The organism is Dyella tabacisoli (genome assembly GCF_003350925.1).
Classification (GTDB): Bacteria; Pseudomonadota; Gammaproteobacteria; order Xanthomonadales; family Rhodanobacteraceae; genus Dyella_C; species Dyella_C tabacisoli.
In genome coordinates this window covers 93357-117213 of sequence record NZ_KZ857175.1, presented here as the reverse complement: position 1 = coordinate 117213, position 23857 = coordinate 93357, and the positions used below count along the sequence as shown (strand labels likewise).

Genomic DNA, 23857 nt, shown 5'->3' with positions numbered 1-23857 from the left:
GGTCAGTAGGATGCCTCCAATCAACAGCGGGTTTAGCATGACCTTCGGCAGGGTCGATTTGACGGGCTCTCATCAGCGCTTCACCATCCCAGGTTTTAGCGCACCTAGACCACCGCCATGCATAAGCTCGTACTGATCCGTCACGGCCAATCCCAATGGAACCTGGACAACCGCTTTAGCGGCTGGGCCGACGTCGACCTCACCGCCCAGGGCATCGCCGAAGCGCAGGAAGCCGGGCGTCTGCTGCAAGAGGCGGGCTACAGCTTTGATGTCGCGCATACGTCCCTGCTCAAGCGCGCCGTGCGCACCTTGTGGCATGTGCAGGACACGATGGATCTGATGTGGATTCCCGTGCTCACCGACTGGCGCCTCAACGAGCGCCATTACGGCGCGCTTACCGGCCTCAATAAAGCCGAGACCGCCGCCAAGTACGGCGACGACCAGGTCAAGGTATGGCGCCGCAGCTACGACATTCCGCCGCCGCCGCTCGATCGCGCCACCAACGAATCGGTGCATGACCCGCGCTATGCCACGCTGGACCCCAAAGACATCCCCGACACCGAGTGCCTGAAAGACACCGTAGCCCGCGTCATGACGTATTGGCACGAGCTGCTGGCGCCGGCGATACGCACGGGTCAGCGCGTGGTGGTGGCTGCTCACGGCAATTCGCTGCGCGCGCTGGTGAAGTATCTGGACGGCATTTCCGATGACGACATCGTTGAGCTAAATATCCCCAACGGCGTGCCCTTGGTTTATGAGTTTGACGCCGAACTCAAGCCGCTGCGCCGCTACTACCTGGGCGATGCCGCCGCGATCGAGGCCAAGATGGCCGCCGTGGCCAACCAGGGCAAGGCGAAGTAAGCCCTTTGTTGCGCTGTTGCGGATGACGATTGTCAACCGCAACGGCTTTACTGCGTCAATCGTTATGTCCCCGGCGTGCAGCTAGCCTGCACCTACCTTCACCGATGCGAGTTAGCTCATGACACCCCATCTGCTTGTGCCTGCCATGATGATTCCGCTGATGGCTTTCGCTATCTGGCGCCGCGTGCGCAGCCATTTCGGTCCACAGCCGATTCGGCGCAAGCGGATGATCGCGCGCATCGTCATTCTGAGCGTACTCGGCGGCTTGAGCGGCCTGGCCGGCTTACAGGACATACGCCTGCTGGAGGGGTTGCTCGGCGGCGTGCTGGCCGGCTCGGTCTTGGGATTCGCCGGCGTGCGCCTGACCCGCTTCGAGCGCGATGCCAACGGTGCCGATGCGTATATTCCCAACCCGTGGATTGGCGGTGCACTGACGGTATTACTGGTCAGCCGCCTGGCCTGGCGCTTCCTGGTGACCTTGCCGCAAATGCAGGACTCTGCCGCCGCGTCATCGGCGCCGCCGTTCGGCAATAGCCCGCTGACCCTGCTCGTATTCGGCTTGATGATTGGCTATTACGTCGTCTACTACGCCGGCCTGATGATTCATCACCGCCGTTTCGAGCGCGCACAGCTACTGCCGGACGCGACCTGAGGCTGGGCGGCGCAAACCTGGGACGGCAGCTCGGAACTACAGCGCGTCGTTATCCAATTCGCCGGTGCGGATGCGGATCACCTGCTCCAGCGTGCTGACAAAGATCTTGCCGTCGCCGATCTTGCCGGTACGAGCGGCGTTCTGGATGGCATCCACCACCCGCTCAAGCTGATCGTCAGCCACAGCCACCTCCAGCTTGATCTTGGGCAGAAAGTCGACCACGTACTCGGCACCGCGATACAACTCGGTATGCCCCTTCTGGCGACCAAACCCCTTGACCTCGGTCACCGTGATGCCCTGCACGCCGACCTCGGCTAGTGCCTCACGTACATCGTCCAGCTTGAAAGGCTTGATGACCGCTACCACTAGCTTCATGGGTATTCCTCGTTGCGTAGGCGGGCATTTTGCCCTTGCGGGGCTCACGCTGTCGCCTGATCTTTCTATAAGGCTGCCAGGGATGTCCGTAACCTCTTCAACGGTAAGGCTTTGGCGCCAAAGTGTGACGCTCGCCTCGTTTTCAGTCTTGTAGGAAAATCCCTACAACTTTTAGCGGAGAAACCTGATGGCGGTGTGTTTTGACACTCACCTAAACTTCTATTCGACAAGCTCGAGGTGCTATCCATGATGGATAGACAGAATATCGATCAACTTGCCCAACGGCTGGTTTCGTTGGTTCCGCCAGGGCTGGCTCAAGCACAACAGGATTTGCGAACCAACTTTCACGATGTACTGGCACAAGGATTGCGCCGCCTTGACCTAGTCACGCGCGAAGAATTCGACGTTCAAAGTCAACTACTTGCACGCACCCGCGCCAAAGTAGAAGAACTAGAACGACGTATCGCAGAACTTGAGGCTGGTGCTACCCCTGGCAGGGCTTAGCACTAGCCCGCGACCCGGGAGCCGCCCCCTGATTTGTCACCCTCACACCCCGAGAACAATCGGGGGGCGGCTGTTTTTTTGCGTGCCACTGACTGTGCCACTGACATGGAGTCGCCAGATGCTTAAGCAGGCCCGCGACCAGATCCACGACTCGCGCAGCCCGTTATGAGCCTGGCTGTCACCCTAAGCCGCGCGCAAGAAGGAGTGGCCGCCCCGCAAGTGATGGTCGAGGTGCATCTTTCCGGCGGCTTGCCGGGCACCCATATCGTTGGCTTACCCGAGGCGGCCGTCCGCGAAGCGCGTGATCGAGTGCGGGTGGCGATTCAAAACAGCGCCTTCGAATATCCCAATCGCCGAGTTACGGTGAACCTGGCGCCGGCGGAGCTACCCAAGGACGGCGGTCGTTTCGATCTGGCGATTGCGCTGGGCATACTCGCGGCAGGCGGCCAGGTGCCCCGCAACAAGCTCGATGATTGTGAATTTCTCGGCGAACTGGCTCTTTCCGGCGCATTGCGCGGGGTGTCCGGCGTACTTCCGGCGCTGTTGCGCGCTCGCGCGCGTGGACGGCGGGTGGTGGTGCCACGCGCCAACGCCGCCGAAGCCGCCTTGATCTCGGATGTCGATGTACGTGTGGCCGACACGCTTGCCGAGGTTTGCGGCTGGCTACGCGGCGCGCAAGAGTTATCGTCGCCGGCTAGTTCCAAGTCGCTCCCAGAGGCCTACCACGGGCCGGATTTGATCGATGTGCGCGGCCAGTTGCAGGCACGGCGCGCATTGGAGATCACCGCAACCGGTGGTCACCATCTGCTGCTGGTGGGGCCGCCGGGTACCGGCAAGACCATGCTGGCCGAACGCCTGCCCGGCATCCTGCCGCCGTTGACCGAATCAGAGGCGCTGGAAACCTGCGCGGTTTTGTCGGTGACAGGCCAGCCGGTTGATCTGCAGCATTGGCGGCGACGGCCCTTTCGCGCGCCTCATCACACGGCCTCGGCAATGGCCCTGGTCGGCGGTGGCTCGGACCCGCGCCCCGGCGAGATATCGCTGGCGCATAACGGGGTGCTGTTTCTGGACGAGCTACCCGAGCACAGCCGGCATGTACTGGATGTGTTGCGCGAGCCGTTGGAGTCGGGCCGTATCGTCATTTCGCGAGCGGCGCGGCAAGCCACCTTTCCGGCGCAATTCCAGCTTATTGCTGCCATGAATCCTTGCCCTTGCGGCTATGCCGGCGATCCGCGCGAACGTTGTCAGTGCACGCCCGACCAACGTCAACGCTACCGCTCGCGCATCTCGGGCCCGCTGTTGGATCGCATCGACCTGAGCGTGGAGGTGCCGCGCGTGCCGCTATCGGAGCTAGGTGCGCCGCGTAGTGCTCACGACGAGGATTCCGCCACCGTCCGCGCGCGCGTTATCAAGGCACGGCAGCATGCCTTGATGCGGGCAGGTCGGCCAAACGCGGAAATCAGCACACGCGAACTGGAGCGTGATTGTGCCCTGGGGCCGGCCGAACGGCATTGGTACGACACCGCACTGGAGCGGCTTGGCCTTTCGGCGCGGGCTTATCACCGGACACTGCGCGTGGCGCGCACCATCGCCGATCTGGATGGCGGCGCGGCTATTCTGGATCGCACCCATTTAGCCGAGGCGCTGCAGTATCGCCGGGTTTAACCCGGCTGAGCTTAATGGGGCTGACCTAATGTGGCTGATCGTTATTTTTGTACTGGTCAGTATTGACTTCCCTTAACGGAGGTCTATTATCTGCACCGGCTAGTTCTCTATTGAGCTCAGCCCTCGCCACCCCGGTATCGGCTCCCCTCCCTCTCCCATCCGATACCGGGGCCTGGCACCTTATTTCAAGCTGCGGTGGCGTGGCGTGTCTGCTGAAACTGGGCTTCTTCGGTCGAGCCGGTCAACGCGGTCGTCGAGGATTGACCCTGCTGGATCGCCTGAGTCACCTGGTCGAAGTAACCGGTGCCCACCTCGCGCTGATGCTTCACTGCGGTGAAGCCACGGTCGGCGGCGGCAAATTCCTTTTCCTGTAACTCAACGAAGGCGCTCATCTGGCGGCGCGCATAGCCATGCGCCAGATCGAACATGCCGTAGTTGAGGCTGTGGAAGCCAGCCAGGGTGATGAACTGGAATTTGTAGCCCATCGCACCGAGTTCTTTCTGGAAGGTAGCGATGGTGGCGTCGTCGAGGTTCTTCTTCCAGTTGAAGCTCGGCGAGCAGTTATAGGCGAGCAGCTTGCCGGGGAATCGGGCATGAATCGCCTCGGCGAATCGGCGCGCCTCCTCCAGGTTCGGTTTGCTGGTTTCGCACCAGATCAAGTCGGCGAATGGGGCATAGGCCAGACCACGGCTGATGGCTTGATCCAGGCCGGGACGCACGCGGAAGAAGCCTTCAACGGTGCGCTCACCGGTAAGAAAGGGCTTGTCGTTGTCGTCAATATCCGAGGTGATAAGGTCGGCCGCATCGGCATCGGTGCGTGCGACCAGCAAGGTCGGTACGCCGGCGACATCGGCCGCCAGCCGTGCCGCGTTCAATTTGTCCACCGCTTCGCGCGTCGGTACCAGCACCTTGCCGCCCATGTGGCCGCACTTCTTCACCGAGGCCAGTTGATCTTCGAAATGCACGCCGGCCGCGCCGGCTTCGATCATCGCCTTCATCAGCTCGAACGCATTCAATACACCGCCAAAACCGGCCTCGGCATCGGCCACGATCGGCACCAGCCAATCGATATCGTTCTTGCCTTCCGCATGATTCAGTTGATCGGCGCGCAGCAAGGTATTGTTGATGCGCTTGACCACCAGCGGCACCGAGTTGGCCGGATACAGAGACTGGTCGGGATACATCTCGCCGGCCACATTGGCATCGGCCGCCACCTGCCAGCCACTGAGATAGATCGCCTGCAAGCCGGCCTTGACCTGCTGCATCGCCTGGTTGCCGGTGAGCGCGCCCAATGCGTTGACGAAGTCTTCGCTGTGCAGCGATTTCCACAGCCGCTCGGCACCACGCCGGGCGAGTGAGTGCTCTACGGCAACGGTGCCGCGCAAGCGCACCACATCGGTGGCGGTGTAGTTGCGCTGGATGCCGGTCCAACGGGGGTTGTTGCTCCAATCGAGCGTGAGCTGTTCAGCGGTTTTCATGGGGTGGCTCCGTGAGATGTTGGTTGGAAGCGACGTCTGGAATCGCTTCCACGAGGCAAAGGGTCAGGCAAGCTTTTCGTAGGCTGGCAAGGTGAGGAAATCACCGAGCCTTTCGGCGTGAGTCAGAGTGGCTAGCAGCGCAGCAGCCTCGTCGGCCCGCTTGGCGCCGGGCAGATCGCTGTCGCGCAGGCGATGGGTATGCGTGGCCAAGGCGTGGTCGAACAAGGCGAAATCGATCGGTGCGTGGTCGGTGAACTCCACCTCGCCGTGATGCAGCCACTGCCACAACTGCGAGCGCGCGATTTCGGCGGTGGCGGCGTCTTCCATCAGGTGATGGATGGGCACGCAGCCCTGACCGTCGAGCCAGGCGGCGGTATAGCGCAGCGCTACTTCGACGTTGTTGTCGAAACCAGCGCGGCTGATAGTGCCGGCGCATGGCGCGATCAATTGATTGCGCGTTACCGCAACATCGGTGCGCTTGACGCTGAGTTGATTGGGCGACGGCATATAACGGTCGAAGATCTCCTGCGCCACCGGCACCAACGCCGGGTGCGCCACCCAGGTTCCGTCGTGGCCGGCCTGCACTTCGCGCAGCTTGTCGGCCCGTACCTTGGTCATTGCCGCCTCATTAGCCGCTTCGTCGCCGCGAATCGGAATCTGCGCCGCCATACCGCCCATGGCGAAGGCGCCGCGCCGGTGACAGGTCTGGATAAGCAGCTCCGAATAAGCCTTTAGAAACGGCACAGTCATCAGCACCTGGCCACGCTCAGGCAGCAGGCGATCGCGATGACCGCGCAAGGTTTTCAGGTACGAGAAGATGTAGTCCCAGCGGCCGCAGTTGAGACCCACCACGCGATTGCGCAGGGCATGCAGAATCTCATGCATCTGAAACACCGCCGGCAGCGTCTCGATCAATACGGTGGCCTTCATCGTGCCGAGGGGCAGATTGAGCTCACCCTCGGTAACGGACATCACTTCGTCCCATAGCTGCGCCTCTTCCATGGCTTCCAACTTGGGCAAGTAGAAGTACGGCCCCTGGTCGCGGGCGTGCAGCGCATGGGCGTTGTGGAAGGCGAACAGGCCAAAATCGACCAGCGCGCCGGCCATCACCTCACCGTCCACCGTAAGGTGCCGCTCCGGCAGATGCCAGCCGCGCGGACGCACCACCAACACGGCAGGGTTTGCACCGACTCGATATTGCTTACCCTCAGGCGAGCGGTAGGCGATGCTGCCGTTCACCGCGTCGCGCAGGTTGATCTGGCCGTCGAGCTGATTGGCCAGACTCGGCGCGGACGAATCCTCGAAATCGGCCATGAACACTTTTGCGCCGGAGTTCAGCGCGTTGATGATCATCTTGCGCTCGACCGGGCCGGTGATCTCCACGCGGCGGTCCTGCAAGGCAGCCGGAATAGGCGCAACTTGCCAATCGGATTCGCGGATGCTGCCGGTGTCGGCGCGAAAGTCAGGCAAAGCCCCGGCGTCATAGCGTGCCTGACGTTCTTGCCGCTGCTTCAGCAACTGCCGGCGGCGGGCATCGAAACGCCGGTGCAACTGGCCCAGGAAAGCCAATGCCTCGGGGGTGAGGATGGCGTCGTGGTCGGGCGCTATCGAACCGTGAATCTGCGTCTGGTGAATGACAACGCGTTCCTTGGGGACGGCCATGGTGATCTCCGAGCTGTGATGGAGTGAAGCTAGGGCACGGAGTCAGACTTTGACAAAGCAAATGTTTTAATCTTTAGTATTAGCATTGCCAATAAATACGCTAACGTATTGAGATTAAAGCCATGAAAGACGCTGACAAGAAGCTGACTAAGCCAAAAAAAGTGCGTCGTGGCCCCTCCAAAGTGCGCGACAAAGGCGAGCCCGGCCCGCGTTACTACTACAAAGGCAATCGTCAGAAGCAGCTTCGCGCCTTCGTCTACACCGTAAAGCTGGGCACGCTGACCCGCGCCTCGGAGGCGCTGTATCTGTCTCAGCCCAGCGTGAGCCTGCAATTGCAGGCGCTGGAGCGTGAGCTGGGCATGCCGCTGCTGGAGCGCAACCGGCGCCGCATCAATCTCACCGATGCCGGCGAAATCCTTTATGAGATGGCGCGCCCACTGGTCGAGGGCTGGGAAAACCTCGACCGCGATTTCCAGGCCAAGGTGAAAGGCCTGCAATCGGGCCGGCTGACCATCGCCGCAGGCAGCTCCACCATTCAATACCTATTGCCCGAACTGGTGCGCCGGTACCGCGAACGTTTTCCCGCCGTGCAATTGCAACTGGCCAATGTCACCGGCAAGGACGGCATGGCCCTGCTGCGCGCGGATGAAGCCGACTTTGCTGTCGGCTCGATGCTGGACGTACCCAATGACATTGCCTGGGCACCGGTTTATCACTACGACCCGATGCTGATTACGCCGCTCGATCACCCCTTGGCGAGCAAACCCTCGGTGACCCTGCAGGATCTCTCGCCCTACGGCCTGATCCTGCCACCGCAGCGGTTATCCACGTATCGGCTGGTGGATCTGGTGTTCCAGCAACGCCAAGTGCCTTATCAGGTAGCCATCGAAGTCGGCGGCTGGGAGGTCATCAAGGAGTACGTGGCGATGGGCCTGGGCATTTCCATTGTCACCGGCATCTGTATCACCGAAGCGGATAGAAGCCGTCTAGCCGTCCGAAACCTCAAGCAGTACTTCCCGCAGCGAAGCTACGGCGTGGTGATCCGCAAGGGCAAATTCCTCAGTGCGGAGGCATTGGCTTTTATCGATTTGATCCGGCCGGGCCTGCTGAATCGCGAATATGACGAGTCGGGGCATTCGCAGCGCTAGCGCGCGTTTGCACAGCCCCCCCCTCCCAGCCTCCCCCTGCGTGCAGGGGGAGGAGCTAAAAGCTCGCCTCATGGGGAGGGGGCGCTCTCAGCTCTGCCGCTGCAGCGCCAACTTCACGCCAAAGCCCAACAGCACACCGCCGCAAACCCGATCCATCCAAAGACCCACACGCGGGCGGCGCTGCAACAGGCTATGGATATGGGAGCCTGCCAAGGCCAATACCGTCGACCAGGTCATTCCGGTACCGATAAAGCTCAGCCCGAGCACCAGCAAGCCAAGCTGCGGATGGGTCGCGTGCCGATCGACAAACTGCGGCAGAAACGCCAGATAAAACAGCGCTACCTTGGGATTGAGCACATTGGTAAGCATGCCCTGACGGAACGCAGCAGCGGCGCCACGGCCACGCGTTTCGGTTGGCTGGCGTGCCGTCTGCCGAGTCATCAGCATGCGCAGACCCACCCAGATCAGATAGGCCGCACCAAGGTATTTCAGCACCGAGAACGCCCATACCGACGTCATCAGGATGGCCGAAATACCCAACACCGCAGCCAATGTGTGCACTACGCAACCCGCATTGATGCCGAGTACCGCCCCCATGCCCACTGCCCGCCCTTCGCGGCCGCTGCGCGCGAGGATATAGAACGTATCCAACCCCGGCGTCAGGTTGAGCGCGATGCAAGCAAGCAGAAAAGCGTCAAAGTGCTGTATGCCGAGCAGATCCACAAAAGGCTCCAGGCTGATGCGACGGGCTAATGGGTATTGCGATGCTTGCCGCGATACGGTTCGAACATCGCGCGGATAGTGACCATATCGGCATCATGATCGGCGCTGGCATGCACTAACGGACCCAGCGTGAAGCTCTTGCTTGGGTAATCGATGAACAAGGGCAGGATCGGAATACTCCCGGCATGCGCGATGCGCAGAAAGCCGGATTTCCAATGCGTGACTTTCTTGCGTGTGCCTTCAGGCGTGATGCCCAGCCACATGCGGTCATGACTATTGAAGCGCTCGACCATTTGATCGACCACATTGAGCGCGGCGCCGCGGTTGATCGGGATCATGCCGAGCGGGCGCAGGATGACGCCGAGCGGGCCATCGAGCACCTCGCGCTTAATCATCACGCTAATATTCACGCCCAGGCCGATTTTCATCAGCAGCCCCCACACCCCGTCCCAATAAGACGAATGCGGCGCACCGATCAGAATTAGTTTGGGCACGTCGGGAAAATCCCCGATCAGACGCCAGCCGGAAAGCCGCAGCGCGCAGCGTGCCAACCATGGCCAAAAGCGGCTATTGAGTTTGGGCGCCTGCGCGGGGGCGGGCGGCAACATCGGCCGATTCATTCGTGGCTCCAATCGCGTGAGCGGGTCTGCTTGATCTTGCCACGTTGCTGCTTGCCAACGAGACGACGCTCTTTCGAGGCACGGCTGGGTTTGGTGGCGACGCGTTTTTTCGGAGCGACCAGCGCCCCGCGAATCACCTCGACCAGCCGTTCTCGTACATCGTCACGGTTGCGGGCCTGGTCGCGAAAACGGCGCGCCTGAATCACCAGCACGCCTTCGCTGGTAAGCCGGCGATCGCTTCGCGCGAGCAAACGCGCACGCACTTCATCGGGCAGCGACGGCGAATTCAACACATCGAAGCGCAGCTCCACCGCGCTCTCTGTGCGATTGACATGCTGCCCGCCGGGGCCGTCGGCGCGCAAAAAGCGCTCGACCAGCTCGGTTTCGGCGATAGCGATGGAAGGGCTGACGATCAACATGCGGTGTAGTTTAGCTGGCGAACGCACCGCGCTGGGGGTTACCGATTTCACCTCGCTCGGCAAGAAGGTGCAACGGCGCTAGCCGGGCAAGACCCACTTGAATCGTTCCAGCAGCGCGCTATAAGTCGCATCCAACGACGCTTCGATGCTTATCGGCGCTCCGCTGACCGGGTGCGCGAAATGCAGACGCCAGGCGTGCAGCAGCATGCGATGACAACTGAAATACTGTTTGTACAAGCGATTGTGATCGCTGCGTCCGTGTTGGCAGTCGCCGATCACCGGATGATGCAGATGTGCCAGATGCTTACGAATCTGCCGAAAACGACCGGTCTCGGGTTCGGCCAACACCAGCGCGTAGCGTTGCTGTGGATAGCGGCCAAGTTCGATCGGCACTTCGATGCTGGCAAGACTGCGATAGCGTGTGCGCGCATCGCGACGCGGGCCGTTGTCGCGTGAACCGGGCAAAGGGTAGTCGATCACGCCTTCGGCCGGCTCCGGCCAACCACGCACTACCGCCAGATATTGCTTGTGTACATCGCGCCCCATGAACTGCTCGCCCAGGGCAGCGGCTACTTCCGCGCTGCGCGCGATCAGCAGTACGCCACTGGTCGCGCGATCCAATCGATGGGCCAAATTGACCGTGCCGCCGACTTGCTCGCGTAACAGGTCAATCAGAAACTCGTCGGCGTTGCCCACCATCTTGGAACGGTGCACGGCCAGACCAGCAGGCTTGTTCACCGCAATCAGTGCGTCGTCTTGGTACAAAATCTGCAAATGCGTACGCGGTGAACGAGAGGCCGGAGCAGCGCTGTTGTCGTTATCGCGTATCGCGGCATCGCGTTCATCAACCATGTCGTCGCGGCCAGGCAAACGCAAAGGCAAGCAAACCGGCGACAGCCGCACTCAGCGGTGGCCAGATGCCATGCTGCGGGGCCAGCGTCCACAACAAGGTAGCGCCAAGCAGCAGACTGCCGCCAAGTAGGCAGCCGGCGAGTAATCGCTCACTGCGCCGAGCATCTTCGCGTTGCTGCAGCAACACCAGCGGGTCGCTCAAGGATCGCTGCTCGCCACGGGCGACCTGCTGCAATGCATCGCGCACCAACTCGGGAAACAACGGCGCGGCGCGAAACCACTCCGGCAGGCGCTTGCGCATTTCACGCAACGTGCGCCGCGGACTATAGCGCTCGCGCAGAATGCGTTTCAGCACCGGATGCGCCACCGCCCAGATGTCGATCTGCGGGTCGAGCATACGGCCCACGCCCTCGATATTGAGCAAGGTCTTTTGCAGCAGAATCAGTTGCGGCTGCAATACCAGCTCAAAGCGACGGGCGGTTTGAAACAGCTTGACGACCAGCTCGGCCAACGAGATCTGCGATAGCGGGCGAGTGAAATAGGGTTCGCATACTGTGCGTACCGCGGCCTCCAGCTCATCCAGGCGCACGGTGCCTGGCATCCAGCCTGCATCCACATGCAGTTGCGCGATGCGTGCGTAGTCACGCTCGAACAATGCGATGAAGTTCTGCGCCAGCCAATACTGATCGGCTTCGGGCAGCGAACCCATGATGCCGAAATCCAGCGCAATGAAACGCGGTTCGGCCGGACGAGCAAGATCGACCCAGATGTTGCCGGGATGTGCATCGGCATGGAAAAAATTATCGCGAAACACCTGCTCGTAGAACACCCGCACGCCTTTGACCGCCAGCGCCTTGCGGTTGACCCCGGCGGCATCGATCGCGGCGATGTCATCGCAACTCACACCGTGTACGCGCTCCAGGGTCAGCACACGCTCGCCGGTCAACTCCCAATGTACTTCGGGCACGTAGAGATCGACGCCGCTGTCGAAATTGCGCCGAAGCAGGCTGGCGCTGGCGCCTTCGCGCTGCAGATCCAGCTCGTTTTCGAGCATTTTTTCGACTTCGGCGACGACATCGAGCGGACGGATCTTGTCGGCATTCGGATGCCAGCGTTGCGCCAGCTCACCGAGCGAGCGCAGCAAACGCACATCGCGCGCGATTTGCCCATCGATGCCGGGGCGCAACACTTTCACCACGACGCTACGGCCATCATGCAGGGTCGCCGCATGCACCTGAGCAATCGAAGCGGAGGCCAACGGCGTTTCGTCAAAATACGCAAACAACTGCGCAACAGGCGCCTTCAATTGCTGCTCGACGATGGCCCGTGCCTGGCTACCGGCGAAGGGGGCTACTTGATCTTGCAGCAGGGCCAGCTCATCGGCGATGTCGGCCGGCACCAGGTCGCGGCGAGTCGACAATACCTGACCCGCCTTGACGAAAATCGGGCCAAGCTCGGTCATCGCCAGACGCAGCCGCTCGCCGCGCGGCAAATGCTTTACCTCGTTGCGCGGCCGCGCCAATAAAGGACGCAACAACTTCAGCGGACGAAACAGATGCGTCGCGTCAACGAACTCGTCGAGTCGGTAAGCGAGCAACACGGATGCGACGCGCATCAGCCGTGGCACAACTTTCAGCGGCGTCACGCGGACGGCCTTTTGAGCTGCTGTTCGAGCCTGGCCAGGCGTGACTCCAGACGTTCGCTGCGTTCGCGCAAGCTATCCACGCCGTCGAGAAAGTTTTCTACTTCACCGGGGGCGATCGCGATGCGTGCCTCCTCGCGCAACCAATCGGCCGTGTCTTGCGTGAGGTGATCGGCCGTTTCACGGGCATGCGCCAAACCATGGCGCACGGCCTTGGCCAAGGGCACGCCAAGCACATCGCCGAAGGTACGCGCAAAAGCCTCCTCGAAATCAGGCGCGAAATGGCTGGCAAGCTTTTCCAGCCGCCGTGCCAGCTCGGCATCGCCGGCAATCTCTACCTTGCCCGGTGCAATGCCGTCATCGCCACGGCGCAACAACATGGCCAGCAGACTGCCTGGCGTGGCAGCGACGCGTAGATGGCTGTCATCTTGCGCCGGGCCGACCTTGAGCCGGCTGTTTTCCACCGTAACCGCCAGTGCCAGCTCGGGGCCGCGCAGATGCAACTGCACGCTACGGCCGTTCAATGCGGCCAGTCGTTGCACCGTATCGGGATCGAGCGACAGCGCATGATTGAGCGCGCTTTCAAGTGCGCGACCGGCCAAAGCACGCAGCGGCTGCGGTAAAACAGAACGGGAGACAGAGTCAGTCATGCAGGCATTGTAGCGGCCCGTCCAGCGCGCGGCTCAACCATGACGACGATTAGCCGGCCCCGACAAAATCGAGCTGCCGCCACGCTTCGTATACCGCCACCGCAACGGTGTTGGAGAGATTGAGGCTGCGGCTGTCAGGCCGCATCGGCAAACGCAATCGCTGCGCCTCTGGAAGTGCCTCCAATACATCGGCCGGCAAACCAGCGGTTTCGCAACCGAACAACAAAGCATCGCCTGGCGCATAGCGCGCATCGACATGGGCGACCCGGCCGCGAGTGGAGTACGCAAACACGCGCGGTGCACCCAGGGCTTGCAGGCAACTGGCGAGATCGTCATGCACGACCAACTGCGCATACTCGTGGTAATCCAGACCAGCGCGGCGCAACCGGGCATCGTCCAGTTCAAAGCCCAGCGGTCGGATCAAATGAAGCGAGGCGCCGGTATTGGCGCAGAGTCGAATGACGTTGCCAGTGTTCGGCGGAATCTCGGGGCGATAAAGGATGACATGCAGCATGCGGCCATTATCGTTGAAATTGGGGAACGGGGAACGGGGAACGGGGAACGGGGAACGGGGAACGGGGAACGGGGAACGGGGAACGGGGAAAAGCCTAAAAAGCAGGAGCAGAAAAGCAAGAGCAAAAACAAACAAAGATCAAAAAAGAACGCGGCGCCGAATTAGCCACTCAGACGGCATGTTCCCCGTCCCCTATTCCCCGTTCCCCGCCTTACGCCCCCCATCAGTTGTAATTCCGTGGGCAGACCACGCCATCGGGCGGCAACATGCAACTGTTCGGTGCGGCGATCAGCAACTGGCCGGCGCTACCCTTGGCGGCCAGTCGTATCGCTTCTGGCGAGGCGCTCATCATCGCGACGAGAATCAGTCCGCTGACCAGCAGACAGGCAGCGAACAAACCGCGCAACATCAAAGTTTCAAATTTCATGGTGTATCTCCAATCACCTGGGAAAGCACTTGCTTGCATGGCTCGGGACGAATGCGACGTGATACTCAACGACTGGCCGGCAGCGCCTGGGTAGCAAGCCACGCGGCTTCGGGCTAGGCACTCAACATCGCAACGAGGGTCAATCCACAAACGAACATGCAAGCGACGAACAGGCTGTGCAGCATCAGGACTTCGAATTTCATGGTGTGTCTCCGCTTGGATTGAGGGTGGTTCACCTATTACTAGGCAAGCGCCGTGCCAAGTCGAAATTGATCTTCAACACACTGATATCAAAGAAATTATCTCAGACGCCTTAAGCAGCAGACACTGTCCGCGGACAGTGCTTGCGCATGCCCGGACAACGCGGCGGACAGCGGCAGCACATCGCGGACAACCCTGACGATGGTCATTTGCGATCCTCACGCCGCGCCGTTAGCCTCGGGGAGTAATTTCGCGAAATGGAGATTCACCATGGCAAGATCCCTTACCCTGTTCGCTACCGCGCTCATGACGCTTAGCGGTGGTGCGCTGCCGGCTTTGGCGGCGCCTGCGACACGGGCCGTCCCCGAGATCGCCTACAGCCGCTTTACCCTGCCCAATGGCCTCACCGTGGTCGTGCATGAGGATCACAAAGCGCCTGTCGTCGCCGTAAGCATCTGGTATCACGTCGGCTCCGGCGATGAGCCAAAGACCAAAACCGGCTTTGCGCATTTGTTCGAGCACCTGATGTTCTCCGGCTCGGAAAATCACAAGGGCACCTATTTCCAGCCGTTCGAGCTGGCCGGCGCCACGGACATGAATGGCACCACCTGGTTCGACCGCACCAATTATTTCGAGACCGTACCGACCACCGCACTGGATATGGCGTTGTGGATGGAATCGGATCGCATGGGCCATTTGCTCGGCGCCATCGGCCAGAAAGAGCTAGACACTCAACGCGGCGTGGTGCAGAACGAAAAGCGCCAGGGCGAGAATCGCCCCTATGGCCGTGTGGATCAGAACATTCTGTCCAATACCTATCCGGCTAATCACCCTTATCAGCACGACACCATCGGCTCGATGGCTGACCTCAACGCCGCATCCCTGGCCGATGTGAAGCAGTGGTTCCACGATTACTACGGTGCCGCCAACACCACGCTGGTCATGGCTGGCGACATCACCGTTGCGCAGGCCAAAGAGAAAGCCGCGAAGTATTTCGGCGACATTCCGGCCGGGCCGCCGGTGCCGCGCCAGCAGGCATGGATCACCCCGCTAGAGAAATCCAGCCGCGGTGTGCAGCACGATCATGTATCGCAGCCACGTATTTATCGCACCTGGGTCGTGCCGCAGCTTGGCACCGAAGACGCCGTACTGCTCGATATCGCCTCGAGCGTGCTTGGCGGCGGCAAAACCTCGCGGCTATATCAGCGCCTGGTTTATCAAGACAAACTGGTCGATGACGTCTCTGCGAGCATCTCGCCGTTCGCGTTGGCCGGCCAATTCCAGATCCAGGCCGACGTGAAGCAAGGTGTGGATCAGGCCAAAGTCGAGGCGGTGATTGCGCAAGAGCTGCATCAGTTCCTCGCCGAAGGCCCCACCCAGGACGAGCTGGACCGCGTCAAAGTGGGCAGTCGCGCCAGCTATGTGCGCGGCTTGGAAAAAGTCGGCGGCTTTAGCGGCAAGGCTGCGATTCTCGCCGAAGGCCAGGTCTATCGCGGTGATCCAGGGGCTTACAAGAAAGACCTTGAACTGGCCGATGCTGCCACCGTGGGCAGTGTTAAAGCCATGGCCAACAAGTGGTTGAGCAAGGGCGACTACTTGCTCACCGTGCTGCCGGCCGGTAAAGACTTCAACCCCGATACCGAAGATGCCAAGGTAGTGGCGCTCGGTACGGCCAACGGCCGTCCAGATGTAAAGCTGCCGGCGGCGGGTGATTACAGCGTAGCCAAGAGCGAACTCGATCGTTCCACGGGCGTGCCGCAGGTCAACCAGTTCCCCGATCTGAGCTTTCCCAAACTGGAGCGCGGCAAGCTGAAGAACGGCATTGAAGTCGTATTGGCCCAGCGTCACACGATACCGGTGACCCATATCCAACTGCTGTTCGATGCCGGCTACGCGGCTGACCAGGGGCGCAAGCTCGGCACGGCCAGCTTCACCACCTCCTTGATGAACGAGAGCACCCAACAACTCGATTCGGTCGATATTGCCAAGCGTAAACAGCGCCTGGGTGCGATCACCGGCGTCGGTTGCGGCCTGGATAGCTGCTCGGCTTCGCTCAATGCGTTGAACGATCAGTTGCAACCGTCGCTGTCCTTGTTCGCCGACATCGTGCGTAACCCGGCCTTCAAAACGGAAGACATCGAGCGCGTGCGTGGCCAGTGGCTGGCCGGTATCGCGCAAGAAAAAACCCAGCCGACCGGCCTTGCCCTGCGCACACTGCCGCCGCTGTTGTACGGCGCCGGCCATGCTTACGGCATCCCGTTTACGGGCAGCGGCACCGAGTCGGCGATCATGTCGATGAATGCCACCGATTTGGCAGCCTTTCAGCGTGATTGGCTGCGCCCGGACAACGTGAAGATCATGGTCGCCGGTGACACCACGCTGGCGCAAATCATCCCGCAGTTGGATGCCGCCTTCGGCGATTGGAAAGCGCCGGATACCGCCGTACCGAAGAAGAACGTCGGCAAAGTAGCGGCGCAGACCAAGCCGCGCGTGTTTCTTATCGATCGCCCCGATGCACCGCAGTCGCTGATTCTTGCCGGCTTGTTGGCACCATCGACCAAAGCCGCAAATAACCTGGTGCTCGATGTCGCCAACGGTGCTTTCGGCGGTAGCTTCACTTCGCGCCTCAACATGAACCTGCGTGAAGACAAGCGCTGGGCCTACGGTGCCTTCAGTTTTACGCGCGATGCGATCGGGCAGCGTCCGTTCCTGATGTACGCACCGGTGCAAACCGATAAAACCGCTGAATCGGCGAGCGAAATACTCAAAGAGTCGGTTGCCCTGGTAGGTAACAAACCGCTTACCGAGCAAGAGATCGACAAGATCAAAGTGTCCAACATCCGCGGTCTGCCGGGTAGTTTCGAGAGCACGGCGTCAGTGCTCAGCGCTATGTCCGAAATTGTTCAGTACGGCCGTCCAGACGACTATGTGCAAACGCTCAAGCAACATACCGAAGCGATCAAGCAGCCTGCCGCCGAAGCTGCGATCAAAGAGGTGGTGAAACCCGATGCACTGACCTGGGTGATCGTTGGTGACCTCAAGAAGATCGAGCAGCCGGTGCGTGCACTCAAGCTTGGCGAAGTGCAGGTGATCGATGCCGATGGCAACCCGGTCAAGGGTGGTGCACCGCGTGGCAAGTAAGTGACGCCCCGCACTCGGGACGTATTCACGTCCCCGCGTTAGGATAAAGGCCGGGCGGGCAACGGCCCGGCCTTTTTTTATCAGCCTTTCCATGTATCCATAGCGGAGCTATTCATGCGCAAGACCCTGCTGCTGCTCGTTCCCACCCTATTGCTCGGCGCGTGCACCTGGGGCATCACTCTCGACGATGCGGCCAAGGGCGTGCGTACGGCCTGGAATGGCGACGTGTCGTCTTGCCAGGACCTTGGCAAGGTCACGGTATCGGTGGCCAGTCGCGTCGGCCCAGTCAATCGCAACGACATCACGGTACGCGACGAGCTTGAAGTCATGGCCCGCAATGAAGCGGCCAAGATGAACGCCGATACCATCAAACCACTGAGCGAACCCGCGGAAGGCTCGCAACCGTGGGGCGTTTACAAGTGCGGCGCCAAGCTACCCGCATCGAGCCGTACGCCGGCAAACCAGCCGGTGAAACCAGCCTCACAACCCGCTGGCAATGCCGAGACCTTTCCGGTCAAGGGCAATTGAGCCTGTTGCGACCTAAGCGCCTGTCTATACCGTTGTAACGCAAAAACGCCGGCATAAGCCGGCGTTTTTGTTGAAACAAGATCGATGCAATATCAGTGCTTGAGGTTCTTGCGCAGACGTTCCAGCGCCTGTAGCTGAGTCAATGCCTGGGCCAGCTTGGCTTGTGCCTCGGCGATCTCAACCACATCGGTGCGATTGGTCAAGGCGTCTTCGGCCTCTTGCTTGGCACGCTGCGCGGCGGCTTCGTCCAGATCGGAAGCACGGGCAGCAGTGTCGGCCAGTACCGTGACGACCTGCGGCTGCACTTCCAGAATGCCGCCGGAAACCCAGAACTGCTGACGCTCGCCGTTAGCCAGCACGACATCGACGTGACCGGGCTTGAGGCGGGTAATTAACGGCGCGTGGCGCGGCGCAATGCCCAGCTCACCCACTTCGCCGGTGGCGACGACCAAGGTCGCTTCGCCGTGAAAAATCTCGGCTTCGGCACTAACGATGTCGACACGGAGGGTATGGGTCATAACTTTGTCTCGCTTGGCTCGACAGGAATGGGGAGCGGAAAACCGGGAATCAAATGCACGATTTCAGTGCGATTCCCGATGTTCTCCTAAGCTCGATCAGGCCGCCTTCTTGGCGCTCATCTCTTCGGCTTTCTTCATCGCCTCGTCGATGCCGCCGACCATGTAGAACGCCTGCTCCGGCAGGTGGTCCACGTCGCCGTCGACAATCATCTTGAAGCCGCGGATGGTTTCTTTCAGCGGCACGTACTTGCCCGGCGAACCGGTAAACACTTCGGCCACGTGGAACGGCTGCGAGAAGAAGCGCTCGATCTTGCGCGCACGCGACACGGCCTGCTTGTCTTCTTCGGACAGCTCGTCCATGCCGAGAATCGCGATGATGTCTTTCAGCTCTTTGTAGCGCTGCAAGGTGCCCTGCACGCGACGAGCGACGTCGTAATGCTCGGCGCCGATCACGTTCGGATCGAGCTGGCGGCTGGATGAATCCAGCGGATCCACAGCCGGGTAGATACCCAAGGATGCGATGTTACGCGAAAGCACCACGGTCGCATCCAAGTGGGCGAAGGTGGTTGCCGGCGACGGATCGGTCAAGTCATCGGCGGGCACGTAGACGGCCTGGATCGAGGTGATCGAGCCGGTCTTGGTCGAGGTGATGCGCTCTTGCAGCACGCCCATTTCTTCGGCCAGCGTCGGCTGGTAACCCACCGCCGACGGCATACGGCCGAGCAGCGCGGACACTTCGGTACCGGCCAGCGTGTAGCGGTAAATGTTGTCGACGAACAGCAGCACGTCACGACCCTTGCCGGAAGCGTCCTTGTCGTCGCGGAAGTACTCGGCCATGGTGAGGCCGGTCAGCGCCACGCGCAGACGGTTGCCCGGCGGCTCGTTCATCTGGCCGTAGACCATCGCCACTTTGTCGAGCACGTTGGAGTCTTTCATCTCGTGGTAGAAGTCGTTGCCCTCACGGGTACGCTCACCCACGCCGGCGAACACGGACAAGCCCGAGTGCGCCTTGGCGATGTTGTTGATCAGCTCCATCATGTTCACGGTCTTGCCGACGCCGGCGCCGCCGAACAGGCCGACCTTGCCGCCTTTGGCGAACGGGCACATCAGGTCGATGACCTTGATGCCGGTTTCCAGCAAGTCGTTAGCCGCTGCCTGGTCGTCATAGCTCGGCGCTTCGCGATGGATCACCCAACGATCTTTCTCGCCGATCGGGCCGGCCTCGTCGATGGGATTGCCAAGTACGTCCATGATGCGGCCGAGGGTGCACTGGCCGACCGGCACCTTGATGCCTTCGCCGGTGTTGCGCGCAAGCAGGCCGCGCTTGAGGCCGTCGGTGGAGCCGAGCGCAATCGTGCGCACGATGCCGTCGCCGAGCACCTGCTGGACTTCCAGCGTGATCTCGGTGCCGTCGATTTTCAGTGCGTCGTAAACCTGCGGCACCTGATCGCGCGGAAACTCCACGTCGATAACCGCGCCGATGATCTGTACAACTTTGCCCTGACTCATGAATATGCTCCGATGGATCTTTTAGGTTCGTTTCAGCGCCGCTTTAGCGTCGCTCTGCAATTAAAAAGTGCAACCACGGATGGTTGCTTCTTGATTTTCGCGATCACGGACGATCGCACTCATACCGCTGCCGCACCGCCGACGATTTCGGAAATTTCCTGGGTGATCGCCGCCTGACGCGCCTTGTTGTAAACCAGCGTCAATTCGCCAATCACCTTGTTCGCGTTATCGGACGCGCTCTTCATCGCCACCATGCGTGCGGCATGCTCGCTGGCGAGATTTTCCAGCACAGCCTGATACACGACCGATTCGATGTAACGACCCAGCACGTACTCCAATACGGTCGCGGCATCCGGCTCGTAGATGTAGTCCCAATCGTGGGTCTGCTCAAGCTTGAGACCGGCCACCGGCCAGTTCGGCGTGCTTTCGCTCTTGTCGCTGGCGGCGGCCATCTCGGAGGCCACCAGCGGCAGCGGCAGCAACGCCTCGACCGTCGGCTTCTGCGTCATCGTGTTGACGAAGTCGTTATAGGCCAGGAACACGCGGTCGAGCTTGTTCGCCGTATAGGCGTCCAATACGACTTTAATCACGCCGATCAACTGCTCCAGCTTCGGCTTTTCGCCCAAGTGGGTCACGCTGCCGATCAGATTGACGCCCTTGATGCGGCGAAAAAACTGCACTGCTTTCTGACCGACGGCCAGCACATCGACTTCAACGCCCTTGTCCTGCCATTCGCGGATCGCCGGCAACAGGCGACGCAGCAGATTGGAGTTAAGGCCGCCGCAGAGACCGCGATCGGTGGTCACCACCACATAGCCCACGCGCGCGACCTTCTCGCGCTCCTGCAGGAACGGATGGCTGAAATCGGTACTGGCCTGCGCCACGTGCGCAATCACTTTGCGCATCTGCCGCGCATACGGGCGCGAGGCCTTCATCAGATCCTGCGCTTTGCGGATCTTCGAGGCCGAGACCATTTCGAGCGCGCGCGTGACTTTGCGCATGTTCTGCGTGCTCTTGATCTTGGTTTTGATTTCGCGTCCGCTTGCCACGTCTGCCTCACCCTTTGGGGTTTTTGCGATCCAGGCTCATGGCCCGGAGTGCTGTACGACCGCCCGACAGGACGGCCGCACACCTTGTGCTATTACCAGCTACCGGTTTTCTTGTACTCGTCGAGCGACGACTTGAAGGTCGCTTCGATGTCGTTGTTCCAATCACCGGTGGCGACGATCTTCTTCATCAGTTCGCCGTGGTTCTGCTGCATGAACGCGTGCAGACCCTTCTCGAACGCCAGCACTTTGTTCACCGGCAGGTCGTCGAGGTAGCCCTTCTCAGCGGCATAGACCGACAGCGCAAGATCGGCGATCGACAGCGGCGCGTACTGCTGCTGCTTCATCAACTCGGTGACGCGCTGACCACGGTCGAGCTGGGCGCGGGTGGCCGGGTCCAGGTCCGAGGCGAACTGCGCGAACGCAGCCAATTCACGGAACTGAGCCAGCGCCAGCTTCACGCCGCCGGACAGCTTCTTGACGATCTTGGTCTGCGCGGCACCGCCAACGCGGGATACCGAGATACCGGCGTTCACGGCCGGACGGATGCCGGCGTTGAACAGGTCGGTCTCAAGGAAGATCTGACCGTCGGTAATCGAAATCACGTTGGTCGGCACGAAGGCGGAAACGTCGCCGGCCTGGGTCTCGATGATCGGCAGCGCGGTCAGCGAACCGGTCTTGCCCTTCACTTCGCCATTGGTGAACTTCTCGACGTATTCCTCGGACACGCGCGAAGCGCGCTCAAGCAAACGGGAGTGGAGATAGAACACGTCGCCAGGATAAGCCTCGCGGCCCGGCGGACGCTTCAGCAACAGCGAGATCTGACGGTAAGCCACGGCCTGCTTGGACAAATCGTCATACACGATCAAGGCGTCTTGGCCGCGATCGCGGAAGTACTCGCCCATCGCGCAACCGGAGTACGGCGCGATGTACTGCAGCGCGGCCGATTCGGAAGCCGAGGCCACCACGATGATGGTGTTGGCGAGTGCGCCGTTCTCTTCAAGCTTGCGCACGACGTTGGCAATCGACGAGCGCTTCTGGCCGATGGCCACGTAAACGCACTTAATGCCGGAATCTTTCTGGTTGATGATGGCGTCGATGGCCAGCGCGGTCTTGCCGGTCTGACGGTCACCGATGATGAGCTCGCGCTGACCGCGGCCAATCGGAATCATCGAGTCGACCGACTTGTAGCCGGTCTGCACCGGCTCATCGACCGACTTACGCCAGATCACGCCCGGCGCGACTTTTTCGATCGCGGAGCTGTGCGGCGTGTTGATCGGGCCTTTGCCGTCGATCGGGTTACCGAGCGAATCGAGCACGCGGCCGAGCAAGGCTTCGCCCACCGGCACTTCGAGGATGCGGCCAGTGGTCTTGGCGATGTCGCCTTCGCGCAGATGCTGGTATTCACCCAGCACCACGGCACCGACCGAGTCGCGCTCAAGGTTCAGCGCCAAGGCATAGGAATTGCCCGGCAGTTCGATCATTTCGCCCTGCATCACGTCGGCCAGACCGTGAATGCGCACGATGCCGTCGGAGACACTGATGATCGTGCCCTCGTTGCGGGCCTCTGCGCCGAGCTTGAACTGCTCGATGCGGCTCTTAATCAGTTCACTGATCTCAGAGGGGTTCAGGGTGGTGCTGGACATAGGTCGTTATCCTTGGGTTCGCGCCGTATTCAACGGCACCCGATGATTTTTAAATCTTGTGTCAGTGGGTCAGCGCGCTGGCAAGCCGCGTCAGACGTCCGCGTGCGGAGCCATCGATCACTTCGCTGCCGGTATCGATCACCACGCCGCCCAGCAGCGAGGCATCGACCTGGGTTTCCAGCTCGATCTCGCGCTTGAAGCGACGCTTCAACGAGGTTTTCAACAGTTCGGTTTGCGCTGTGTCCAACGCCATCGCACTGGTCACCTTGACCAACAACTGCGATTCCGACTCGCGCTTATAGGTTTCGTACAGGGCAGCCACTTCCGGCAGCAAAGCCATGCGGCGATGCTCGGCTACTTCGCCGAGAAACTTGGCAAACGGTGCGTCGCTGGCCATGCCCTGCGGCAAATGCAGCGCGACCAACTGTGCCGGCAGCACGCGTGGATCGTTGCCGAGACCGGCAACGCGCGAATCCTTTGCCACCTCGGCGGCAAAGACCAGCGCCTGCGACCAGGCACTGAGTGCGCCGGCCGCATGAGCCAGCTCGAACGCGGCACGCGCATACGGACGGGCGAGAGTGATTGCCTGGGCCATGGCTTAGATCTCGGCGGCGAGCTGGTCGAGCATGGCCTTGTGGGCCGACACGTCGATTTCACGCTGCACGATTTTCTCGGCGCCCTGCACCGCCAAACGCCCCACCCAGCCACGCAGCTCTTCGCGAGCGCGCTGCTGCATGCTGACGATGTCATCGGCGGCGGCGGCCTTCAGGCGAACCGCCTCGGCGACGGCATCGGCACGAGCCTTGTCGACAATCTGGTTGGCCTGCTGCTGCGCTTTATCGATGATCTCGGTTGCCTGCTGGCGAGCCTGCTTGATCTCGACCGCCACTTTGGCATCGGCATCTTTCAGTTCGGCGCGCGCGCGCTCGGCAGCCGCCAGACCTTCGGCGACTTTCTTCTGCCGCTCTTCAATCGCGTGATTGAGCTGCGGCCAAATGAACTTGGTGGTGAACCAGACCAAGATGGCGAATGACACCATCTGGCCCAGGAAAGTCAGATTAATATTCATGAGCTTT

The 23857-nt window shown here is 61.0% G+C and carries 24 protein-coding genes; 7 read left to right on the top strand and 17 right to left on the bottom strand.

Annotated features, from left to right (window positions below):
- Nucleotides 1-117 precede the first annotated feature (117 nt).
- Both gpmA and DVJ77_RS07460 read left to right on the top strand, forming a co-directional pair.
- The gene (gene gpmA, locus DVJ77_RS07465; protein WP_114844872.1) at nt 118-861 is read left to right on the top strand and encodes a 2,3-diphosphoglycerate-dependent phosphoglycerate mutase; all 744 of its coding nucleotides are present in this window, start codon (nt 118-120) and stop codon (nt 859-861) included.
- A 118-nt stretch (nt 862-979) separates the two neighbouring features.
- Nucleotides 980-1513 carry a CcdC protein domain-containing protein gene (locus DVJ77_RS07460; RefSeq protein WP_114844871.1) on the top strand — a complete coding sequence of 178 codons (534 nt, stop codon included), beginning with the start codon at nt 980-982 and terminating at the stop codon, nt 1511-1513.
- A 36-nt stretch (nt 1514-1549) separates the two neighbouring features.
- Here the strand turns inward: DVJ77_RS07460 and glnK are convergent, their stop codons facing one another.
- Complete coding sequence (gene glnK, locus DVJ77_RS07455; protein WP_114844870.1) at nt 1550-1888, bottom strand: P-II family nitrogen regulator; 339 nt, start codon at nt 1886-1888, stop codon at nt 1550-1552.
- Between the two features lie 246 nt (nt 1889-2134).
- Here glnK and DVJ77_RS07450 point away from each other — a divergent pair, with 246 nt between their 5' ends.
- Nucleotides 2135-2392 carry an accessory factor UbiK family protein gene (locus DVJ77_RS07450; protein ID WP_114844869.1) on the top strand — a complete coding sequence of 86 codons (258 nt, stop codon included), beginning with the start codon at nt 2135-2137 and terminating at the stop codon, nt 2390-2392.
- 165 nt (nt 2393-2557) lie between these two features.
- Nucleotides 2558-4057: a YifB family Mg chelatase-like AAA ATPase gene (locus DVJ77_RS07445; protein WP_114844868.1), complete on the top strand. Its 1500-nt coding sequence runs from the start codon at nt 2558-2560 to the stop codon at nt 4055-4057.
- Nucleotides 4058-4242: 185 nt separating this feature from the next.
- On the opposite strand, the gene aceA is transcribed toward DVJ77_RS07445, so the two are convergent.
- The gene (gene aceA, locus DVJ77_RS07440) at nt 4243-5535 is read right to left on the bottom strand and encodes an isocitrate lyase (protein ID WP_114844867.1); all 1293 of its coding nucleotides are present in this window, start codon (nt 5533-5535) and stop codon (nt 4243-4245) included.
- A gap of 63 nt (nt 5536-5598) precedes the next feature.
- Entirely contained in the window at nt 5599-7197 is a 1599-nt protein-coding gene (aceB, locus tag DVJ77_RS07435; RefSeq protein ID WP_114844866.1) for a malate synthase A, read from the bottom strand.
- A 122-nt stretch (nt 7198-7319) separates the two neighbouring features.
- Here aceB and DVJ77_RS07430 point away from each other — a divergent pair, with 122 nt between their 5' ends.
- Nucleotides 7320-8345 (top strand): LysR family transcriptional regulator, encoded by a 1026-nt coding sequence (locus DVJ77_RS07430; RefSeq protein ID WP_114844865.1) that lies wholly within the window; start codon nt 7320-7322, stop codon nt 8343-8345.
- An 87-nt stretch (nt 8346-8432) separates the two neighbouring features.
- On the opposite strand, the gene DVJ77_RS07425 is transcribed toward DVJ77_RS07430, so the two are convergent.
- The 8 genes from DVJ77_RS07425 to DVJ77_RS07390 all read right to left on the bottom strand — a co-directional run bounded on the left by DVJ77_RS07425 (nt 8433) and on the right by DVJ77_RS07390 (nt 14192).
- Nucleotides 8433-9068, bottom strand: coding sequence for a LysE family translocator (locus DVJ77_RS07425; protein ID WP_225427884.1), 636 nt, complete (start codon nt 9066-9068; stop codon nt 8433-8435).
- 26 nt (nt 9069-9094) lie between these two features.
- Nucleotides 9095-9688: a 1-acyl-sn-glycerol-3-phosphate acyltransferase gene (locus DVJ77_RS07420; RefSeq protein WP_114844864.1), complete on the bottom strand. Its 594-nt coding sequence runs from the start codon at nt 9686-9688 to the stop codon at nt 9095-9097.
- Nucleotides 9685-10107: an alternative ribosome rescue aminoacyl-tRNA hydrolase ArfB gene (gene arfB / locus DVJ77_RS07415; protein ID WP_114844863.1), complete on the bottom strand. Its 423-nt coding sequence runs from the start codon at nt 10105-10107 to the stop codon at nt 9685-9687. The genes DVJ77_RS07420 and arfB overlap by 4 nt, the downstream gene beginning before the upstream one ends.
- A gap of 78 nt (nt 10108-10185) precedes the next feature.
- Nucleotides 10186-10959, bottom strand: a complete 774-nt coding sequence (locus DVJ77_RS07410; protein ID WP_114844862.1) for a pseudouridine synthase — start codon at nt 10957-10959, stop codon at nt 10186-10188.
- Nucleotides 10952-12604, bottom strand: coding sequence for a ubiquinone biosynthesis regulatory protein kinase UbiB (ubiB, locus tag DVJ77_RS07405; protein WP_114844861.1), 1653 nt, complete (start codon nt 12602-12604; stop codon nt 10952-10954). Before ubiB ends, DVJ77_RS07410 begins: the two co-directional genes overlap by 8 nt.
- On the bottom strand, nt 12601-13251 hold the full coding sequence (locus tag DVJ77_RS07400) for a ubiquinone biosynthesis accessory factor UbiJ (protein ID WP_114844860.1): 651 nt from the start codon (nt 13249-13251) through the stop codon (nt 12601-12603). The genes ubiB and DVJ77_RS07400 overlap by 4 nt, the downstream gene beginning before the upstream one ends.
- Before the next feature lie 49 nt (nt 13252-13300).
- On the bottom strand, nt 13301-13765 hold the full coding sequence (gene trmL / locus DVJ77_RS07395) for a tRNA (uridine(34)/cytosine(34)/5-carboxymethylaminomethyluridine(34)-2'-O)-methyltransferase TrmL (protein ID WP_114844859.1): 465 nt from the start codon (nt 13763-13765) through the stop codon (nt 13301-13303).
- A gap of 223 nt (nt 13766-13988) precedes the next feature.
- Nucleotides 13989-14192 carry a hypothetical protein gene (locus DVJ77_RS07390; RefSeq protein ID WP_114844858.1) on the bottom strand — a complete coding sequence of 68 codons (204 nt, stop codon included), beginning with the start codon at nt 14190-14192 and terminating at the stop codon, nt 13989-13991.
- 471 nt (nt 14193-14663) lie between these two features.
- Between DVJ77_RS07390 and DVJ77_RS07385 the strand changes: the two genes are divergently transcribed.
- Both DVJ77_RS07385 and DVJ77_RS07380 read left to right on the top strand, forming a co-directional pair.
- On the top strand, nt 14664-17534 hold the full coding sequence (locus DVJ77_RS07385; protein WP_114844857.1) for a M16 family metallopeptidase: 2871 nt from the start codon (nt 14664-14666) through the stop codon (nt 17532-17534).
- A 114-nt stretch (nt 17535-17648) separates the two neighbouring features.
- On the top strand, nt 17649-18062 hold the full coding sequence (locus tag DVJ77_RS07380) for a DUF4156 domain-containing protein (protein WP_114844856.1): 414 nt from the start codon (nt 17649-17651) through the stop codon (nt 18060-18062).
- Between the two features lie 92 nt (nt 18063-18154).
- Here the strand turns inward: DVJ77_RS07380 and DVJ77_RS07375 are convergent, their stop codons facing one another.
- The 6 genes from DVJ77_RS07375 to DVJ77_RS07350 form a co-directional block, all read right to left on the bottom strand.
- On the bottom strand, nt 18155-18580 hold the full coding sequence (locus DVJ77_RS07375) for a F0F1 ATP synthase subunit epsilon (RefSeq protein ID WP_114844855.1): 426 nt from the start codon (nt 18578-18580) through the stop codon (nt 18155-18157).
- A 96-nt stretch (nt 18581-18676) separates the two neighbouring features.
- The gene (gene atpD / locus DVJ77_RS07370; RefSeq protein ID WP_114844854.1) at nt 18677-20089 is read right to left on the bottom strand and encodes a F0F1 ATP synthase subunit beta; all 1413 of its coding nucleotides are present in this window, start codon (nt 20087-20089) and stop codon (nt 18677-18679) included.
- A gap of 119 nt (nt 20090-20208) precedes the next feature.
- Nucleotides 20209-21138, bottom strand: a complete 930-nt coding sequence (gene atpG, locus DVJ77_RS07365) for a F0F1 ATP synthase subunit gamma (RefSeq protein WP_114844853.1) — start codon at nt 21136-21138, stop codon at nt 20209-20211.
- A gap of 92 nt (nt 21139-21230) precedes the next feature.
- Nucleotides 21231-22781, bottom strand: coding sequence for a F0F1 ATP synthase subunit alpha (gene atpA / locus DVJ77_RS07360; protein WP_114844852.1), 1551 nt, complete (start codon nt 22779-22781; stop codon nt 21231-21233).
- A 61-nt stretch (nt 22782-22842) separates the two neighbouring features.
- A complete protein-coding gene (locus DVJ77_RS07355) occupies nt 22843-23376 on the bottom strand; it encodes a F0F1 ATP synthase subunit delta (protein WP_114844851.1) in 534 nt (177 codons plus the stop codon).
- 3 nt (nt 23377-23379) lie between these two features.
- Nucleotides 23380-23850, bottom strand: a complete 471-nt coding sequence (locus DVJ77_RS07350; RefSeq protein ID WP_114844850.1) for a F0F1 ATP synthase subunit B — start codon at nt 23848-23850, stop codon at nt 23380-23382.
- Nucleotides 23851-23857 lie beyond the last annotated feature (7 nt).

Excerpts from the sequence above, each read along its gene's own strand:
- gpmA (WP_114844872.1), top strand. The coding sequence starts at position 118 with ATGCATAAGCTCGTACTGATCCGTCACGGCCAATCCCAATGGAACCTG.
- DVJ77_RS07460 (WP_114844871.1), top strand. The coding sequence starts at position 980 with ATGACACCCCATCTGCTTGTGCCTGCCATGATGATTCCGCTGATGGCT.
- glnK (WP_114844870.1), bottom strand. The coding sequence starts at position 1,888 with ATGAAGCTAGTGGTAGCGGTCATCAAGCCTTTCAAGCTGGACGATGTA.
- DVJ77_RS07450 (WP_114844869.1), top strand. The coding sequence starts at position 2,135 with ATGATGGATAGACAGAATATCGATCAACTTGCCCAACGGCTGGTTTCG.
- DVJ77_RS07445 (WP_114844868.1), top strand. The coding sequence starts at position 2,558 with ATGAGCCTGGCTGTCACCCTAAGCCGCGCGCAAGAAGGAGTGGCCGCC.
- aceA (WP_114844867.1), bottom strand. The coding sequence starts at position 5,535 with ATGAAAACCGCTGAACAGCTCACGCTCGATTGGAGCAACAACCCCCGT.
- aceB (WP_114844866.1), bottom strand. The coding sequence starts at position 7,197 with ATGGCCGTCCCCAAGGAACGCGTTGTCATTCACCAGACGCAGATTCAC.
- DVJ77_RS07430 (WP_114844865.1), top strand. The coding sequence starts at position 7,320 with ATGAAAGACGCTGACAAGAAGCTGACTAAGCCAAAAAAAGTGCGTCGT.
- DVJ77_RS07420 (WP_114844864.1), bottom strand. The coding sequence starts at position 9,688 with ATGAATCGGCCGATGTTGCCGCCCGCCCCCGCGCAGGCGCCCAAACTC.
- arfB (WP_114844863.1), bottom strand. The coding sequence starts at position 10,107 with ATGTTGATCGTCAGCCCTTCCATCGCTATCGCCGAAACCGAGCTGGTC.
- DVJ77_RS07410 (WP_114844862.1), bottom strand. The coding sequence starts at position 10,959 with ATGGTTGATGAACGCGATGCCGCGATACGCGATAACGACAACAGCGCT.
- DVJ77_RS07400 (WP_114844860.1), bottom strand. The coding sequence starts at position 13,251 with ATGACTGACTCTGTCTCCCGTTCTGTTTTACCGCAGCCGCTGCGTGCT.
- trmL (WP_114844859.1), bottom strand. The coding sequence starts at position 13,765 with ATGCTGCATGTCATCCTTTATCGCCCCGAGATTCCGCCGAACACTGGC.
- DVJ77_RS07390 (WP_114844858.1), bottom strand. The coding sequence starts at position 14,192 with ATGAAATTTGAAACTTTGATGTTGCGCGGTTTGTTCGCTGCCTGTCTG.
- DVJ77_RS07385 (WP_114844857.1), top strand. The coding sequence starts at position 14,664 with ATGGCAAGATCCCTTACCCTGTTCGCTACCGCGCTCATGACGCTTAGC.
- DVJ77_RS07380 (WP_114844856.1), top strand. The coding sequence starts at position 17,649 with ATGCGCAAGACCCTGCTGCTGCTCGTTCCCACCCTATTGCTCGGCGCG.
- DVJ77_RS07375 (WP_114844855.1), bottom strand. The coding sequence starts at position 18,580 with ATGACCCATACCCTCCGTGTCGACATCGTTAGTGCCGAAGCCGAGATT.
- atpD (WP_114844854.1), bottom strand. The coding sequence starts at position 20,089 with ATGAGTCAGGGCAAAGTTGTACAGATCATCGGCGCGGTTATCGACGTG.
- atpA (WP_114844852.1), bottom strand. The coding sequence starts at position 22,781 with ATGTCCAGCACCACCCTGAACCCCTCTGAGATCAGTGAACTGATTAAG.
- DVJ77_RS07355 (WP_114844851.1), bottom strand. The coding sequence starts at position 23,376 with ATGGCCCAGGCAATCACTCTCGCCCGTCCGTATGCGCGTGCCGCGTTC.
- DVJ77_RS07350 (WP_114844850.1), bottom strand. The coding sequence starts at position 23,850 with ATGAATATTAATCTGACTTTCCTGGGCCAGATGGTGTCATTCGCCATC.